The organism is Streptomyces sp. NPDC006551, assembly GCF_040611675.1.
Lineage (GTDB): Bacteria > Actinomycetota > Actinomycetes > Streptomycetales > Streptomycetaceae > Streptomyces.
Map to the genome: position 1 here is coordinate 48,519 of NZ_JBEXOT010000006.1, position 15,274 is coordinate 63,792.

16 protein-coding genes and 1 pseudogene are annotated in these 15,274 nt (G+C 70.7%); 5 read left to right on the forward strand and 12 right to left on the reverse strand.

From position 1 onward, the window contains the following. The 3 genes and pseudogenes from ABZY12_RS09055 to ABZY12_RS09065 all read right to left on the reverse strand — a co-directional run. Positions 1 to 929 (reverse strand): annotated as a pseudogene (locus ABZY12_RS09055) (hypothetical protein); the annotation flags it as partial. A 145-nt stretch (positions 930 to 1,074) separates the two neighbouring features. Further along, entirely contained in the window at positions 1,075 to 2,451 is a 1,377-nt protein-coding gene (locus ABZY12_RS09060) for an FAD-dependent oxidoreductase (protein WP_356888631.1), read from the reverse strand. Positions 2,452 to 2,589: 138 nt separating this feature from the next. Then, positions 2,590 to 3,423: a hypothetical protein gene (locus ABZY12_RS09065; RefSeq protein ID WP_356888632.1), complete on the reverse strand. Its 834-nt coding sequence runs from the start codon at positions 3,421 to 3,423 to the stop codon at positions 2,590 to 2,592. Positions 3,424 to 4,056: 633 nt separating this feature from the next. Here ABZY12_RS09065 and ABZY12_RS09070 point away from each other — a divergent pair. Then, entirely contained in the window at positions 4,057 to 4,272 is a 216-nt protein-coding gene (locus ABZY12_RS09070) for a hypothetical protein (protein ID WP_356888633.1), read from the forward strand. 9 nt (positions 4,273 to 4,281) lie between these two features. Here ABZY12_RS09070 and ABZY12_RS09075 read toward each other — a convergent pair whose 3' ends face one another. Next, the gene (locus ABZY12_RS09075; RefSeq protein WP_356888634.1) at positions 4,282 to 4,542 is read right to left on the reverse strand and encodes a hypothetical protein; all 261 of its coding nucleotides are present in this window, start codon (positions 4,540 to 4,542) and stop codon (positions 4,282 to 4,284) included. After that, the gene (locus tag ABZY12_RS09080) at positions 4,539 to 4,886 is read right to left on the reverse strand and encodes a hypothetical protein (protein WP_356888635.1); all 348 of its coding nucleotides are present in this window, start codon (positions 4,884 to 4,886) and stop codon (positions 4,539 to 4,541) included. The genes ABZY12_RS09075 and ABZY12_RS09080 overlap by 4 nt, the downstream gene beginning before the upstream one ends. A 129-nt stretch (positions 4,887 to 5,015) precedes the next feature. Between ABZY12_RS09080 and recO the strand changes: the two genes are divergently transcribed. Together recO and ABZY12_RS09090 are read left to right on the forward strand one after the other, a co-directional pair. After that, positions 5,016 to 5,765 (forward strand): DNA repair protein RecO, encoded by a 750-nt coding sequence (recO, locus tag ABZY12_RS09085; RefSeq protein WP_356888636.1) that lies wholly within the window; start codon positions 5,016 to 5,018, stop codon positions 5,763 to 5,765. Between the two features lie 19 nt (positions 5,766 to 5,784). Continuing rightward, positions 5,785 to 6,657 carry an isoprenyl transferase gene (locus ABZY12_RS09090; protein WP_356888821.1) on the forward strand — a complete coding sequence of 291 codons (873 nt, stop codon included), beginning with the start codon at positions 5,785 to 5,787 and terminating at the stop codon, positions 6,655 to 6,657. An 87-nt stretch (positions 6,658 to 6,744) separates the two neighbouring features. Here the strand turns inward: ABZY12_RS09090 and ABZY12_RS09095 are convergent, their stop codons facing one another. From ABZY12_RS09095 to ABZY12_RS09110, 4 genes are read right to left on the reverse strand one after another with little or no spacing between them, the layout of a single operon-like run. Beyond that, positions 6,745 to 7,155 (reverse strand): transcriptional repressor, encoded by a 411-nt coding sequence (locus ABZY12_RS09095; RefSeq protein WP_356888637.1) that lies wholly within the window; start codon positions 7,153 to 7,155, stop codon positions 6,745 to 6,747. A gap of 48 nt (positions 7,156 to 7,203) precedes the next feature. Further along, a complete protein-coding gene (locus tag ABZY12_RS09100; protein WP_356888638.1) occupies positions 7,204 to 8,094 on the reverse strand; it encodes a metal ABC transporter permease in 891 nt (296 codons plus the stop codon). A 2-nt stretch (positions 8,095 to 8,096) separates the two neighbouring features. Then, complete coding sequence (locus tag ABZY12_RS09105) at positions 8,097 to 8,861, reverse strand: metal ABC transporter ATP-binding protein (protein ID WP_356888639.1); 765 nt, start codon at positions 8,859 to 8,861, stop codon at positions 8,097 to 8,099. Positions 8,862 to 8,890: 29 nt separating this feature from the next. Further along, positions 8,891 to 9,904: a metal ABC transporter substrate-binding protein gene (locus ABZY12_RS09110; RefSeq protein WP_356888640.1), complete on the reverse strand. Its 1,014-nt coding sequence runs from the start codon at positions 9,902 to 9,904 to the stop codon at positions 8,891 to 8,893. Between the two features lie 165 nt (positions 9,905 to 10,069). Between ABZY12_RS09110 and ABZY12_RS09115 the strand changes: the two genes are divergently transcribed. Beyond that, the gene (locus ABZY12_RS09115; RefSeq protein WP_356888641.1) at positions 10,070 to 11,452 is read left to right on the forward strand and encodes a glycine--tRNA ligase; all 1,383 of its coding nucleotides are present in this window, start codon (positions 10,070 to 10,072) and stop codon (positions 11,450 to 11,452) included. Positions 11,453 to 11,522: 70 nt separating this feature from the next. On the opposite strand, the gene ABZY12_RS09120 is transcribed toward ABZY12_RS09115, so the two are convergent. After that, positions 11,523 to 12,107, reverse strand: coding sequence for a TetR family transcriptional regulator (locus tag ABZY12_RS09120; protein WP_356888642.1), 585 nt, complete (start codon positions 12,105 to 12,107; stop codon positions 11,523 to 11,525). Positions 12,108 to 12,151: 44 nt separating this feature from the next. Continuing rightward, on the reverse strand, positions 12,152 to 13,177 hold the full coding sequence (locus tag ABZY12_RS09125) for an aldo/keto reductase (protein WP_356888643.1): 1,026 nt from the start codon (positions 13,175 to 13,177) through the stop codon (positions 12,152 to 12,154). A gap of 250 nt (positions 13,178 to 13,427) precedes the next feature. Between ABZY12_RS09125 and ABZY12_RS09130 the strand changes: the two genes are divergently transcribed. Then, positions 13,428 to 13,637 carry a DUF6243 family protein gene (locus ABZY12_RS09130; RefSeq protein WP_356888644.1) on the forward strand — a complete coding sequence of 70 codons (210 nt, stop codon included), beginning with the start codon at positions 13,428 to 13,430 and terminating at the stop codon, positions 13,635 to 13,637. Between the two features lie 114 nt (positions 13,638 to 13,751). On the opposite strand, the gene ABZY12_RS09135 is transcribed toward ABZY12_RS09130, so the two are convergent. Next, entirely contained in the window at positions 13,752 to 15,128 is a 1,377-nt protein-coding gene (locus ABZY12_RS09135) for an MFS transporter (protein ID WP_356888822.1), read from the reverse strand. Positions 15,129 to 15,274 lie beyond the last annotated feature (146 nt).

Genomic DNA, 15,274 nt, shown 5'->3' on the forward strand with positions numbered 1-15,274 from the left:
GCCGTGCGCGTGGTGCCTTCAGTGCCCGGCGGTCCAGCGGTGCCGGCCGTGCGCGTGGTGCCTTCAGTGCCCGGCGGTCCAGCGGTGCCGGCCGTGCGCGTGGTGCCTTCAGTGCCCGGCGGTCCAGCGGTGCCGGCCGTTCCAGCGGCGCCTGCCGCGCCCGGCGCTCCCGGCGGCGCCCCCATGCCGTCGGGTCGGCGGACGTGCTGTGACCAGGGGGCCTCGCACCAGGTCATCGCGGCGGAGGTCCATTCGACCGCACGGCCGAGGTCCGCGGCCTCCATGCACTCGGTGAGTGCCAGGCAGTAGAGCCAGCCGGTGAACATGCCGCTCAGTTCGCCCGCCGTCACCGCGCACATCGCGTCGTCGAGGAGGGCGAGCCCCTCCGCCCGGCGCCCGTTCGCCAGCAGGACCGCCGCGTGGGCCTGGCGGCTCAGGGCGATGAGGTCCGGGCTGCCGGAGTGCCGGGCGATGCGGTTCATCCGCAGCGCGGCGGCGAGGGCCGCGCCCGGGTCGCGGTGCTCCTGGGCCTCCTCCGCGTCGGTCCAGGCGAGGTAGCACTGCTCGGGGCACTCCGGCTCCCGCTCCAGGTGGTGGCGGGCCCGGTGCAGCCAGCCCGCCGCGGCCGCCGGCCGTCCCAGGCAGCGGTACTCGAAGGCCAGCCACCACGCGGCGTGCCCCGCCCCCCGGTGGTCGCCGGCCGCCGCGTGCCCGGCGTGGGCCCGCAGCCGGGCGGCGACCGACTCGTCGATGTGGCCCGCCCACCACGCGGCGTCGGCGAGGATGTCCAGGTCCCCGGGCGCGAGCGGGCGCGAGGGATGCCGGTCGAAGTCGCGCAGCAGGACGTACGCCTCGGCCCAGGACTCACGCGAAGCCGCGTCCCGTGCCCGTTCCACGGCAGGGGCGGCCTCTTCGACGGGGACGGCCATGGCCGCTCACTTCCCTTCCCGGCTCTTTCAGCATAGGAGCGGGGGAGACGGCCGTCGAAGCGGTGCGATGGTGCGAAACAGGCCCGGGCCCGACTCGTACGCAGCGCCGCTGCGGACGAGTCGGGCCCGGGCGGGCCGCCGTGTGCTACTTCGGAGTGACCGCGTTGCTGGCCTTCAGCATCTCGTCACGCTCGACGATCTTCACGCGCTCGCGGCCCTGCGGCTCGCCCAGCGCCTTCTCGGCGGCGTCCAGCGCGTACCAGCCCTCCCACGTCGTGTACGTGACGCCCTTGGACTCCAGGAAGGAGACGACCGCCTCGGGCTCCGGGGTCTCCGGCGTGAGCAGCCGGCCGTTGGCGAAGTCGTCGAGGAGGTTGGCGACGGTCTCGTTGGCGTCGCCCTTGGTGTGGCCGATGAGACCGACCGGACCGCGCCGGATCCAGCCGGTGACGTACGTCGACGCCAGGTGCTCGCCGCTCTCCTCCATCACGCGGCCGCCCTGGTCCGGGACGGTGCCGGACACGGTGTCCCAGGGCAGCTTGGGCAGCTCGTCGGAGAGGTAGCCGACGGCGCGGTAGACGGCCTGCACGTCCCAGTCGGTGGTCTTGCCGGTGCCGTTGACGTTGCCGGTGCCATCGAGCTCGGTGCGCTCGGTGCGCAGACCGACGACCTTGCCGTCCTCGCCGAGGATCTCGGCCGGCGACTCGAAGAAGTGCAGGAAGAGCTTGTGCGGGCGGTCGCCGACATCGCGGATCGCCCAGTTCTCCAGGGTCTTGGCGACCATGTCGGTCTGCTTGTTCTTGCGGCGCTCGGCGATCGAGCCCTCGTCGTAGTCGATGTCCTCGGGGTTGACGATGACCTCGATGTTCGGCGAGTGGTCCAGCTCGCGCAGCTCCATGGGGCTGAACTTCGCCTGCGCGGGGCCGCGGCGGCCGAAGACGTGGATCTCCACGGCCTTGTTGGCCTTGAGGCCGTCGTAGACGTTCGGCGGGATCTCCGTCGGCAGCAGCTCGTCCGCCGTCTTGGCGAGGATGCGGGCGATGTCGAGGGCCACGTTCCCGACGCCGAGCACGGCGACCTTCTCGGCGTGCAGCGGCCATGTGCGGGGGACGTCCGGGTGCCCGTCGTACCAGGAGGCGAAGTCGGCGGCGCCGTAGGAGCCGTCGAGCTCGACGCCGGGGATGCGGAGCTCGCGGTCGGCCATGGCGCCGGTGGAGAAGACGACGGCGTCATAGAAGGCGCGCAGGTCGTCCAGGTGGAGGTCGGCGCCGTACTCGACGTTGCCGAAGAGGCGGACCTGCGGCTTGTCGAGCACCTGGTGCAGGGCGGTGATGATGCCCTTGATCCGGGGGTGGTCGGGGGCCACGCCGTACCGGATCAGGCCGAAGGGAGCCGGCATCCGCTCGAAGAGGTCGATCGACACGCCCGGCTCGGCGGCGGCCTCGGACTTCAGCAGCGCATCGGCGGCATAGATTCCGGCGGGGCCGGCGCCGACGATCGCGACCCGGAGAGGGCGGGGCATGTCTGGGTTCCCTTCGCAAGCGACGTGACGGCGAAAGCTGCCGTCACTTAGGTCACCCTAATTAACGCCCTTCGCGGAGCGGTACCCGCCCCCGGTCTATGGCCCCATAAGCCGGACTTATGGGAGTCCAAAGGGAGGCTACGCGGGTTCGGACAGATCGAGTGTGCCGAGGAACGCCTCGACGGTCATCAGGACCATGCCGGCGAAGATGAAGAGCCCGCAGAAGGCAAGGAAGAGACCGAGGCAGAGCTCCCCGCGCCGCACCAGCGCCGACCTCGGGAGGATCACGTTCCCCGGGTCCCGCGGGTCGTAGCTGACCTTGACGGCCACGCGGCCCGCCCAGGTGAACACGTTGCGGACAAGACCCGCCGGATCCGTGTACAGGTACATCCCCGGCTCGCCCGGGACCTCCGCGGCGAAGGTCGTGATGCCATGCCGCGTCAGGCGCCACTCCCGGTACCAGCTGGACAGGGCTACGCCGCTCCCGACGAGGGAGGCCGCCGCGGCGCCGCCCATGGGCACGAAGAGGACCACCCCGACCGCCTCCCCGGCGACGGAGATGAGCACACACAGGACCACGACCAGGCCGACGGCGGCGGCCGACCACAGCTTGACGAGCCGCACCTTCCTCTCCCGCCTGCTCCTCGGCCATGTCCGCGCCTCGACGAGGGCGGACCCGTCGACCGTCGTGTCCCGCCCGGGCGCCTCGGGCAGGGCGGCGTTCACGGTCGCGACGAACATGGCGGCCCCCGCCTCGCTCACCCCGTCGATCCGATGCGCCACCGGCTCCGCCTCGGCCGGCGCCGTCAGCTCGACCGCGACGGACCGCCCCTCGGCACGGACTCGGGCGACCGCCGCCAGTGGGATGCGCACCTCCTCGTGGGAGCGGCGCAGGAGCAGTGCGTCGCCCTCGTACTGGAGGGAGGTCTTCTTGCTGCCCTGGACGACGGGTATGGACGGAGTGATCGACATGAGCGGGATCGTAGGGCCGGAGACGGTTCGCGTCAGCCGTTCGCGCCGACGAGCACGAGGGCCGCCCCTGCCGGCAGTCGTGTCCGGGCGGGACGGGGCGCCTGCGCGTGACTTCGTCGATTCGCTGCGCCACTTCCGCTTGCGGCTTTCGAATCGCCTGCTCGAACTGTCCGATGTATCCGGCCGGATACGAACACCGGGAAAGAAGCCCGCCGCGCCGCCGCCTCCCGAGGTCCTTCAGCAGCTCGCCGAAGAACTCCACGCGTCCTGACGCCGACCTCTGGCCATGGATTAACTCACCTGCTGGACACCGCAGTTGGGGGAACCGCGCATCTGCCGATTCTACGGATCCGGCACCGCCCCGGATGCGGTAAGCGGGAAATGGATTCGGAAAGGGATGCGTTGGTGAAGGAACAACGAGAGCGGCCGGCAACGGGGGCCGTACGAGAAGCTCAGGAGGTGGCAGAGGAATTGCGCGGCGCACTCGCGAGGGCGGGAATCACGCTGTCCTCGCTCCGGCTCGACGTGCTCACTCGCCGCCGATCCTCTCGGTCGCTCATCGAAACTGGGACGCTGCACGGTGGAGACGGCGCGCCGACCGGCGGCCGTACTGCCGGGGGAAGAGAGCCGGCCATGAAACTGCCCATCGGGTCGTACGTCGTCGACATCCGCACCGGGAAGGTCGGCACGGTCATGGGGCATGAAGGTCCGTACCTCCAGCTCAGGCCGATCGGCGGCGGGCGCGAGTGGGACTGCGAGCCGGACGGGGTGCGCGCCGCCACCGCCGCCGAGCGGCTGAGCGCGGCCACGGCACACGCGAACGCCCGCAGCCGCGGTGAGGTGTCCTGAGTCGCGGGCTCAGCCGTACCAGGTGATGTCGCGGATGTAGACGCACTCGCGGCGAGGGGCGGCCAGGAAGCTGATGAAGCCCCGGCCGCCGAGGATGTCGAACTCCCGCAGTCCGCCCTCGCGGTCGATGGGCCGGCCGACCTTCGGCGCCTCGTTTCCGAGGGCGGCGAGTTCGGTGACCAGGCGTTCCACCTCTGCCACCACGCCTGGGGGCAGGCCGTCGGTGATGTACTCCTGGCTCGGGTTGCAGTCCCAGGACCAGTCGTTCACAGTCCGGCCTCGGACTCCGCCGTCTCCCGGATCCGGCGGATCTCGACGATTGCCTCTGTCGGGTCCGCGACGCCTTCGTTCACGGTCCGTTCCAGTTCCCGCAGGCGCGCCGCTCGCTCCGGATATCGCTCGATCGCGACGAACTCCGCCCACGAGTGGACGAAGGCACGCAACGGGGCGAGGCTCTGGGTCTGCTGGGCGTTCGTGGTCGCCTCGAAGAGGTGCTGGGTGAGCGCCGGGATCCGGCTCGGCGCGATCTTCGCCACTGCCGCCCGTAGAGCATCAGGCGTGAGTTCGGAGAACGGGATCAGCGGCCCGTGAGGGCCGTCGGGCTGCGCACTCACCGAGGCCTCCGGTGCGGATGGGGCGGATTCTCGTACCGTACCGGTCCGGCCGGGCCGGGGCCGGACGAACGGGCCTGGGACAACCCGTCCCGGGCCGCAGCGCTTCTCCCGTACGGGAGAATGGACGGCATGAGTCTGTTCCGCGACGACGGCATCGTGCTGCGCACCCAGAAGCTGGGCGAAGCGGACCGCATCATCACGATCCTCACCCGCGGTCACGGCCGCGTACGCGCCGTGGCGCGCGGTGTGCGGCGTACGAAGTCGAAGTTCGGGGCCAGGCTGGAGCCCTTCTCCCACGTCGACGTGCAGTTCTTCGCCCGGGGCAGTGAGCTCGTCGGGCGCGGCCTGCCGCTCTGCACGCAGAGCGAGACGATCGCCGCGTACGGGAGCGGCATCGTCACCGACTACGCCCGCTACACCGCCGGCACGGCGATGCTGGAGACCGCCGAGCGGTTCACGGACAACGAGGGCGAGCCGGCCGTGCAGCAGTACCTGCTGCTCGTCGGGGGCCTGCGCACCCTCGCGAACGCCGAGCACGCCCCCCACCTCATCCTCGACGCCTTCCTGCTCCGCTCCCTCGCCGTCAACGGGTACGCGCCCAGCTTCGAGGACTGCGCGAAGTGCGGCCTCCACGGGCCCAACCGTTTCTTCTCGGTCGCGGCGGGTGGAGTCATATGCGGCGACTGCCGCGTGCCTGGCAGCGTCGTACCCTCTCCGGAGGCCATCGGCCTGCTCAGCGCGCTGCTGACCGGCGACTGGGCGACGGCGGACGCGTGCGAGCCACGTCACGTCAGGGAGGGCAGCGGACTGGTGTCCGCCTATCTGCACTGGCACCTGGAGCGCGGCCTGCGCTCGCTGCGGTACGTAGAGAAGAGCTAGGAGATCCATCGCCATGGCCATCGCACGACGCGGAATCCTCGGACGGAACCGGCGTGAGTACAAGGTCCCAGAGCCGCACCCGTCCGGTGCCCGCCCGCCGAAGCTTCCCGGCGAGCTGGTGCCGAACCACGTCGCGTGCGTCATGGACGGCAACGGCCGCTGGGCGCAGGAACGCGGGCTGCCGCGCACCGAGGGGCACAAGGTCGGCGAGGGCGTCGTCCTCGACGTGCTGAAGGGTTGCCTGGAGCTCGGGGTGAAGAACCTGTCGCTCTACGCCTTCTCCACGGAGAACTGGAAGCGGTCGCCGGAGGAGGTCCGCTTCCTGATGAACTTCAACCGGGACGTGATCCGTCGCCGGCGCGACGAGATGAACGAGCTGGGCATCCGCATCCGCTGGGTCGGCCGCATGCCGAAGATGTGGAAGTCGGTCGTCCAGGAGCTGCAGATCGCCCAGGAGCAGACCGTCGACAACGACGCGATGACCCTGTACTTCTGCGTCAACTACGGCGGCCGCGCCGAGGTCGCCGACGCGGCGAAGAAGATCGCGGAGGACGTGGCGGCGGGGAAGCTGGACCCGTCGAAGGTCAACGAGAAGACCTTCCAGAAGTACCTCTACTACCCGGACATGCCGGACGTCGACCTCTTCCTGCGCCCCAGCGGCGAGCAGCGCACCTCCAACTACCTGATCTGGCAGAGCAGTTACGCGGAGATGGTCTTCCAGGACGTGCTGTGGCCGGACTTCGACCGTCGCGACCTGTGGCGGGCGTGCGTCGAGTACGCCTCCCGCGACCGCCGCTTCGGCGCGATCCCGGCCGAGGACCGCGCGGCGATGGGCAACGGGACCGTCCCGGCGCAGGGCCCGGCGGATGCCGCGGTTCCCCCCACGGCGTGACGTGAGGGACACCCGCGTTTGAACGTGAGCGCACGCGAAAAGGGCCCGCCTGTCGTACGGGGCGGGCCCTTCGGCGTGCGTGTCAGGTCACTTCATCGCGCAGTCCGCGCAGGTGCCGAAGATCTCGACCGTGTGGGCCACGTTCACGAAGCCGTGCTCCGCCGCGATCGTGTCCGCCCACTTCTCCACCGCCGGGCCCTCGACCTCGACCGCCTTGCCGCAGACGCGGCAGACGAGGTGGTGGTGGTGGTCGCCGGTCGAGCAGCGGCGGTAGACGGTCTCGCCGTCGCTGGTGCGCAGCGCGTCGACCTCGCCCGCGTCCGCCAGGGACTGCAGCGTGCGGTAGACCGTGGTCAGGCCGACCGAGTCGCCGCGGTGCTTGAGCATGTCGTGCAGCTCCTGGGCGCTGCGGAACTCGTCCACCTCGTTCAGTGCGGCCGACACCGCGGCCCGCTGCTTGGTCGAGCGGCCGCGTACGGGGGGTCCTGCCGTCGCCACAGGGGCCTCCTTGGAATCTTCGTTGCCCCCGTCATTCTGCCAGGCCCCCTAGGCGGTGACGTCGTCCGTCGGTCGCCGGGTGGCCGGGACGGCCATGTCGCACTCCGCGGACGCCGCCTCCGCCGCCCGGGCCCGTCGTCTCGCCAGAGGCGTCGCGAGGAGCGTGAGGGCGATGAAGACGCCGATCGCGAGCAGCACGATCGTCGCGCCCGGCGGCACGTCCTGGTAGTACGTCGTGATGGTGCCGGACAGGGTGACGCCGACGCCGATCACGACCGCGAGCACGAAGGTCGTACGGAACGACTTGGACAGCTGCTGGGCGGCTGCCACCGGGACCACCATCAGCGCACTGACCAGCAGCAGGCCGACGACGCGCATGGCGACCGTGACGGTCACCGCGGCGGTGACCGCGACGAGCAGGTTCAGGGCGCGCACCGGAAGGCCGGTGACGCGGGCGAACTCCTCGTCCTGGCTGACCGCGAACAGCTGGCGGCGCAGGCCGACGGTGACGAGGATCACGAAGGCGGCGAGGACGGCGATCGCGGTGACGTCCGCGTCCGACACGGTCGACAGCGATCCGAAGAGGTACGACAGCAGATTGGCGTTGGAGCCGTCGGCGATGCTCATCAGCATGACGCCGCCCGCCATGCCCCCGTAGAAGAGGAGCGCGAGCGCGATGTCGCCGCGAGTCTTGCCGTAGGCCCGGATCAGTTCCATCAGGACGGCGCCGATCACGGCGACCAGGGTCGCCATCCACACCGGGCTGGAGCTCAGCAGGAAGCCGAGGCCCACGCCGGTCATGGCGACATGGCCGATGCCGTCGCCCATCAGCGCCTGGCGGCGCTGGACGAGGTAGATGCCGACGGCGGGGGCGGTGATGCCGACGAGGACGGCCGCGAGAAGCGACCGCTGCATGAAAGCGGGCTCGAGGAAATCCATGATCAGGTCAGCAGTCCCGTGCGGAGCGGCTCGTCGGCCGCGTGCGGATGTACGTGGTCGTGGCCGGGCAGCGCGTGCTGGCCGACGGCCTTCGGCGGCGGGCCGTCGTGCACGACGCAGCCGTCACGGAGCACCACGGCCCGGTCGATCAGCGGCTCCAGCGGACCCAGCTCGTGCAGGACGAGGAGGACGGAGGTGCCGTCGGCGACCTGTTCGCGCAGGGTCGCGGCGAGGATCTCCTGGCTGGCGAGGTCGACGCCGGCCATCGGCTCGTCCATGATCAGCAGTTCGGGTTCCGAGGCGAGGGCGCGGGCGATCAGGACGCGCTGGTGCTGCCCGCCGGAGAGGGCGGAGACGGAGTCCCTGGCGCGGTCGGCGAGGCCGACCAGTTCGATGGCCCGCTCGACGGCGGCCTTGTCCGTCCTGGTGAGGAAGCCGAGCTTGCGGCGGGAGAGCCGGCCCGAGGAGACGACCTCGCGGATCGTGGCGGGCACGCCGCTTGCGGCGGTGGTGCGCTGTGGTACGTAACCGACCCGGGACCAGTCGCGGAATCGCTTCTGCTCCGTGCCGAACAGGGATATGGAGCCGTCGGTCAGCGGCACCTGGCCGATGACGGCGCGGACGGCGGTCGACTTGCCGGAGCCGTTGGCGCCGAGCAGCGCGACGACCTCACCGCGGTGAACGGTGAGGTCGATGCCGCGCAGGACGGGGCGCGAGCCGAGGGCCGCCGTGGCTCCGCGGACGGAAAGAACGGGGTCGATGGCCATGGCTCGTGCCTCCGATACGTGCGTGGGTGTCACTTGGCGCCGAGGGCCTTCTGCAGCGCGGCGAGGTTGGACCGCATGACCTCGATGTAGTCATCGCCCTTGGACCGGTCGGTAATTCCCTCCAGCGGGTCGAGCACGTCGGTCTTCAGACCGGTGTCGCCGGCGAGGGTCTTCGCGGTCTTGTCGCTGGCGAGGGTCTCGAAGAAGACGGTGGAGACCTTCTCCTTCGCCGCGATGTCCTGGAGCTCCTTGACCCGGGCGGGGCTCGGCTCGGACTCGGGGTCCAGGCCGGAGATGCCCTCCTGGTCCAGGCCGTAGCGCTCGGCGAGGTAGCCGAAGGCGGAGTGGGTGGTGATGAAGGTCTTGGTGGTGGTGTTCTTCAGGCCGGTCTCGAACGCCGTGTTCAGGTCGCCGAGCTTCTTCACCAGGGCGTCGGTGTTCTTCTTGTAGTCGGCCGCGTGGGCCGGGTCGGCCTTCTCCAGGGAGGCGCCGACACCCTTGGCGACCTCGGCGTACTTCACGGGGTCGAGCCAGATGTGCGGGTCGGCGCCGGCCTCGGACTCATGGCCCTCGTGGCCGTGCTCGTCGGCGTGCGCCTCGTCCTCGTGGGCGGCGTGCTCCTCGGCGGTCTCACCGGCGTGGTCGTGGCCGACCGCGGTGCCGTGCTCCTCGAGCTTCGTGAGGGTGGCGGCGTCGACCGTGTTCTTGACGCCGGCCTGCTTGATCGCCTCGTCGACGGCGGGCTGGATGCCCTTGAGGTAGAGGATGTAGTCGGCCTCGCCGAGCTCGCCGATCTGCTTCGGCTTGAGCTCCAGGTCGTGCGGCTCGACGCCCGGCTTGGTGAGCGTGTTCACGGAGACGTGGTCGCCGCCGATCTGCTCGGCCAGGTACTGCATCGGGTAGAACGACGTCACCACGCTCAGCTTGCCGTCGCTCGGCCGGCCGGCGGCGTCGGAGGTCCCGGAGCAGGCGGACAGCGTGACGAGCCCGAGGGAGACGGCTCCGGCGACGGCGGCGGTGGGTATGAGGCGGCGTACGTTCATGACACTCATTTTCAACAAAATTGGAAACGATTGTCAATTGTCCCACTTGTGTTCCCGGCCACGCCCGACCGGCGCGGAGGCCGGGCCGGACCGATTTGATACGGGGGGTGGCGGCGCCGGTAATCTGAGGCATTCGCACTTCGTCGTCGTAATGAAGAGAGCACCGTGGCCGCCGACAAGATCGACACCATCGTCAGCCTGAGCAAGCGCCGTGGCTTCGTCTACCCGTGCAGTGAGATCTACGGCGGCCAGAAGGCCGCCTGGGACTACGGACCGCTGGGTGTCGAGCTGAAGGAGAACATCAAGCGTCAGTGGTGGCGTTACATGGTCACCTCGCGCGAGGACGTCGTCGGCATCGACTCGTCGGTGATCCTGGCCACCGAGGTCTGGGAGGCCTCCGGTCACGTCGCCACGTTCACGGACCCGCTGACCGAGTGCACCTCCTGCCACAAGCGCTACCGCGCGGACCACCTGGAGGAGGCGTACGAGGAGAAGCACGGCCGTCTCCCCGAGAACGGCCTCGCCGACCTCAACTGCCCCAACTGCGGCAACAAGGGCACCTTCACCGAGCCCAAGCAGTTCTCCGGTCTGCTCTCCACCCACCTCGGCCCGACCCAGGACTCCGGCTCCGTCGCCTACCTGCGTCCCGAGACCGCTCAGGGCATCTTCACCAACTTCGGCCAGGTGCTGCAGACTGCGCGCAAGAAGCCGCCGTTCGGCATCGCGCAGATGGGCAAGTCCTTCCGGAACGAGATCACTCCGGGCAACTTCATCTTCCGCACCCGCGAGTTCGAGCAGATGGAGATGGAGTTCTTCGTCAAGCCGGGCGAGGACGAGCAGTGGCACGAGTACTGGATGGAGCAGCGCTGGAACTGGTACACCGGCCTGGGTCTGCGTGAGGAGAACATGCGCTGGTTCGAGCACCCGCAGGAGAAGCTCTCCCACTACTCCAAGCGCACCGCCGACATCGAGTACCGCTTCCAGTTCGGCGGCAGCGAGTGGGGCGAGCTCGAGGGTGTCGCCAACCGCACCGACTACGACCTGAAGGCGCACTCCAAGGCGTCCGGCAACGACCTGCTCTACTTCGACCAGGATGCGCAGGAGCGCTGGACGCCGTACGTCATCGAGCCCGCCGCCGGTGTCGGCCGCACGATGCTGGCCTTCCTGCTCGACGCGTACAACGAGGACGAGGCCCCGAACGCCAAGGGCGTCATGGAGAAGCGCACCGTGATGCGCCTCGACCCGCGCATCGCGCCGGTCAAGGTCGCCGTCCTGCCGCTGTCCCGCAACGCGCAGCTGTCGCCGAAGGCCAAGGGTCTCGCCGCCGACCTGCGGCAGAACTGGAACATCGAGTTCGACGACGCCGGTGCCATCGGCCGTCGCTACCGCCGCCAGGACGAGATCGGTACGCCGTTCTGCGTCACCGTCGACTTCGACACCCTGGACGACAACGCGGTGACCGTGCGCGAGCGCGACACCATGAAGCAGGAGCGCGTCTCCCTCGACCAGATCCAGGGCTACCTGGGCAGCCGCCTGCTGGGCTGCTGACGGTCGGACCACTGACACGCCGAAGCCCCCGGTTCCGTTCGACGGAACCGGGGGCTTCGGCGTGGTGTCGTCAGGCGCGCAGGCCGCGCAGCAGCAGATCCATCACCGCGTCGAACTCGGCCTCGATCGTGGGCCGCCGCCACTCCGGGGCATAGGCCGGGTCGTGGAAGCGGCACGTCGCGTCGAAGAGCGCGCGGGCCGTCGCGTCGGGGTCGGCGGCGGTGAACTCCGCGCCCCGGACGCCCTCCTCGACGATCGTACGGACCTGGCTGATCAGGACGTCGATGTGGTGCTCCACGACGCCGCTGCTCTCGTCGATCAGGACGCCGTAGGTGGCGAAGAGCTCGGGGTCGTCGCCCGCCTTGTGGCGCTTGGCCTCGAAGAGGCCGGCGAACCAGGCGCGCAGCCTCTCCGTCGCAGGCCGGTCCGATGCCTCGATCAGCTCGGCCAGGGCGACCTCGGCGCGGGTCAGCCAGCGGTGGGTGACCGCCTCGCGCAGCGCGGCCTTCGTACGGAAGTGGCGGTAGACGCTGCCGTGGCTCACGCCGAGCACCCGGGCCACGTCGACGACCGTGGCCTTCGCCGGGCCGTAGCGCCGCAGCACCTCCTCGGTGGCTTCGAGGATGCGCTCTGCGGTGAGGGTCTCGGTGGGCATGGGTTGACAGTACCTGTCAGCCGAACGGCAGGGCGTCGGACCGGTCAGTGCTCGCTGTCCAGGTGCGCCATCTGGGCCGCGGGGTAGCGCTCGCCGGCCGCCGCGCCCACCGGCACGGCCCGCTCGATGGCGGCGAGGTCGGCCGCGTCCAGCGTCACGTCCAGGGCGCCGAGCGCCTCGGTGAGACGGTCCCGGCGGCGGGCGCCGATCAGCGGGACGATGTCGACGCCGCGCCGGGGGCCCTGGCTGAGCACCCAGGCGATCGCGGTCTGCGCGACCGTCACGCCCCTGGCTTCGGCGATGGCCCGCAGCTGGTCCACCAGGTCCAGGTTGCGGTGGAGGTTGTCGCCCTGGAAGCGCGGGCTCATCCCCCGGAAGTCGCCCGGCGCCAGCTCCCGGTCCCGGGTGAAGTGGCCGCTGATCAGACCGCGGGAGAGCACGCCGTACGCGGTGACGCCGATGCCCAGCTCGCGGGCGGTCGGCAGGATCTTCTCCTCGATGCCCCGGGATATGAGGGAGTACTCGATCTGCAGGTCGGCGATCGGGGCGACCGCCGCCGCGCGGCGCAGGGTGTCCGCGCCGACCTCGGAGAGGCCGATGTGGCGGACGTGCCCGGCCTCGACCAGCTCCGCGATCGCGCCGACGGTCTCCTCGATCGGGACGTCGGGGTCGACGCGGGCGATCCGGTAGATGTCGATGTGGTCCGTGCCCAGGCGCTGGAGGGAGTACGCCGCGAAGTTCTTCACCGCGGCCGGACGGCCGTCATAGCCGGTGAAGTCCCCCTCGACCGTGCGCAGGGCGCCGAACTTGACGCTGGTCAGCGCCTTCTCGCGGGCGGCGGCGGGAGCGGTGCGCAGGGCTTCGTTGATCAGCAGTTCGTTGTGCCCCATGCCGTAGAAATCGCCGGTGTCCAGGAGCGTGACGCCCGCGTCGAGCGCCGCGTGGAGGGTCGCGATCGATTCGGCGCGGTCGCTCTCGCCGTACAGGGCGGACATGCCCATGCAGCCGAGACCGAGGGCGGAGACCTCGGGGCCGGCGGTGCCGAGGGAGCGGGTGGGGAGGGAGGTCATGAGGGTCTCCTCGGAAAGGGGATCGGAGGGTGACGCATGACAAGCATGACATGACGGATGACAGATTTCAATGTTTGTCACTCGTGAGGGTGGCGCGGCCGGAAAACGGTGTGCCGCCGCGTCGGAAGCCGGGGTAGCGTCTACGTCATGTCTTCGTTCTTCCAGCTCTACGAGTGAGAGCGCCGCGGGTTCGACTCCCGCGCAGCGCCAGCCGACTCACCACCGCATTTCTCACTGATGGGAGAACCCCATGGCCAAGGGCCGCAACAACCTCCTCGGCGTCGGCGGACAGCGCAAGAAGCTGTCCCGCGCCGACCAGCAGGGCGCCGTTCAGAGCAGCAACGCCGACCGCAAGAGCGCTGACGACCAGAAGCAGGAGCTGCTGAGGAAGATGCGCGAGCGCGCGGCGGGCACCGAGGGCACCGAAGGCGCCGAGACCGCCACGGGCGGCCAGGAGTAACACCGGCGGGTACGACGAAGGGGCCGGGGTCCACAGTGACCCGGGCCCCTTCCGTACGGCGGATGTGCGCCCCGCGGACGCCCCCTGGGGGTGTCTCGCCGGCCCTGATCCGCTCTAGCTCACCGTGCGCGGCAGGCGCAGGCTCAGCAGGACCGTCAGGACCACCGCGCCGAGCTGGACCAGGAGCGTCGTGGTCAGGGCCGTGCCCATCGAGCCGGAGGCCGAGAGGGACAGGAACAGCGAGCCCAGCGTGGCCACGCCCAGGGCCAGGGCCGACTGCTGGGTGGTCACCATGACCCCGCTGCCCACGCCCGCCCGGTCCCCCGGGACCTCGGAGAGGACGACCCGGAAGAGGACCGGGAGCTGGAGCCCCTGGCCGAGGCCGGCGACCGCCATGCCCGGGAGCAGGCTCCAGACCGAGAGGTCCGGCCAGGAGCGCCAGGACACCGCGGCGAGCAGGGCGATGCCGAGCGCTTGGAGCAGTCCGCCCGCCGTGACGATCCGGGTGCCCCAGCGGCGGACCAGACGCGGCCCCGCCAGTGAGGCCCCGAAGAACGCCACCGCCATCGGGACCAGCGCGAGACCCGAGACCACCGCGCCCATGCCCAGCCCCTGCTGGAGCGCGACCGCGATCACGAACATGAAGCCGCCGAAGCCGATCGAGAACGGCAGGACCAGGGCGAGCCCCCGGCGCAGGGAGACCAGACCGAGCAGGCTCGGCGGCACCAACGGCGTACGGCCCTTCCGGTCGGCCCGCAGCTCCACCCACCAGAACGCGCCCGCGGCGAACGGGAAGACGCCCAGCGCGAGCCAGGTCCACAGCGGCCACCCCGCCGCCCGCCCCTCCGTCAGCGGGGCCAGCAGCGTGATCAGCGCCAGGGCGAGCAGCAGCGTGCCGAGGACGTCCACGGGCGCCGGACGCTCCGAACGGGTCTCCGGGACGGTACGGACGGCGAGCAGCACCCCGGCCACCGCCACCGGCACGTTGACCAGGAAGATCGCCCGCCAGCCGCTGCCCGCCAGATCGGCGGCCACGAGCACCCCGCCCAGGATCTGACCGGCGACCATCGCGAGACCGGCGGTCGCCCCGTACAGGCTGAGCGCCTTGGCGCGCCGCGCACCCGTCGTCGAGGAGTGAATGGTCGCGAGGACCTGCGGCAGCATCAGCGCGGCGGAGGCACCCTGTGCCACCCGCGCACCCACGAGCGTCCAGGCATCCGGTGCGAGCCCGCAGGCCAGCGAGGTCGCACCGAAGGCGGCCATGCCCGCGAGGAAGAGCCGGCGACGTCCGAAGAGATCCCCGAGGCGCCCGCCGAGCACGAGCAGCACGGCGTACGAGAGGCCGTAACCGGCGACGACCAGCTCCAGCATCGCAGGACCGGCCGCCAGGTCGTGGTCGATGGTCGGCAGGGCGACGTTGACGATGAAGAAGTCGATCAGCGGCAGTGCGGCGCCGAGGAGGAGGGTGAACAGGCCGAGCGAGCCGAGCACGGGCGCCGGATGGTCGACGACCGCGCCGGAGACGCCGGGCGCGGCGCCGGTGGCCCGGACGGAGGGGGCGGAGGGAGCGGAGGCTGTAGTACGCACGAGGCCCACCGTCGTTCCTCACGTAGCCTGGTACCAGAGTCTCTTCATCC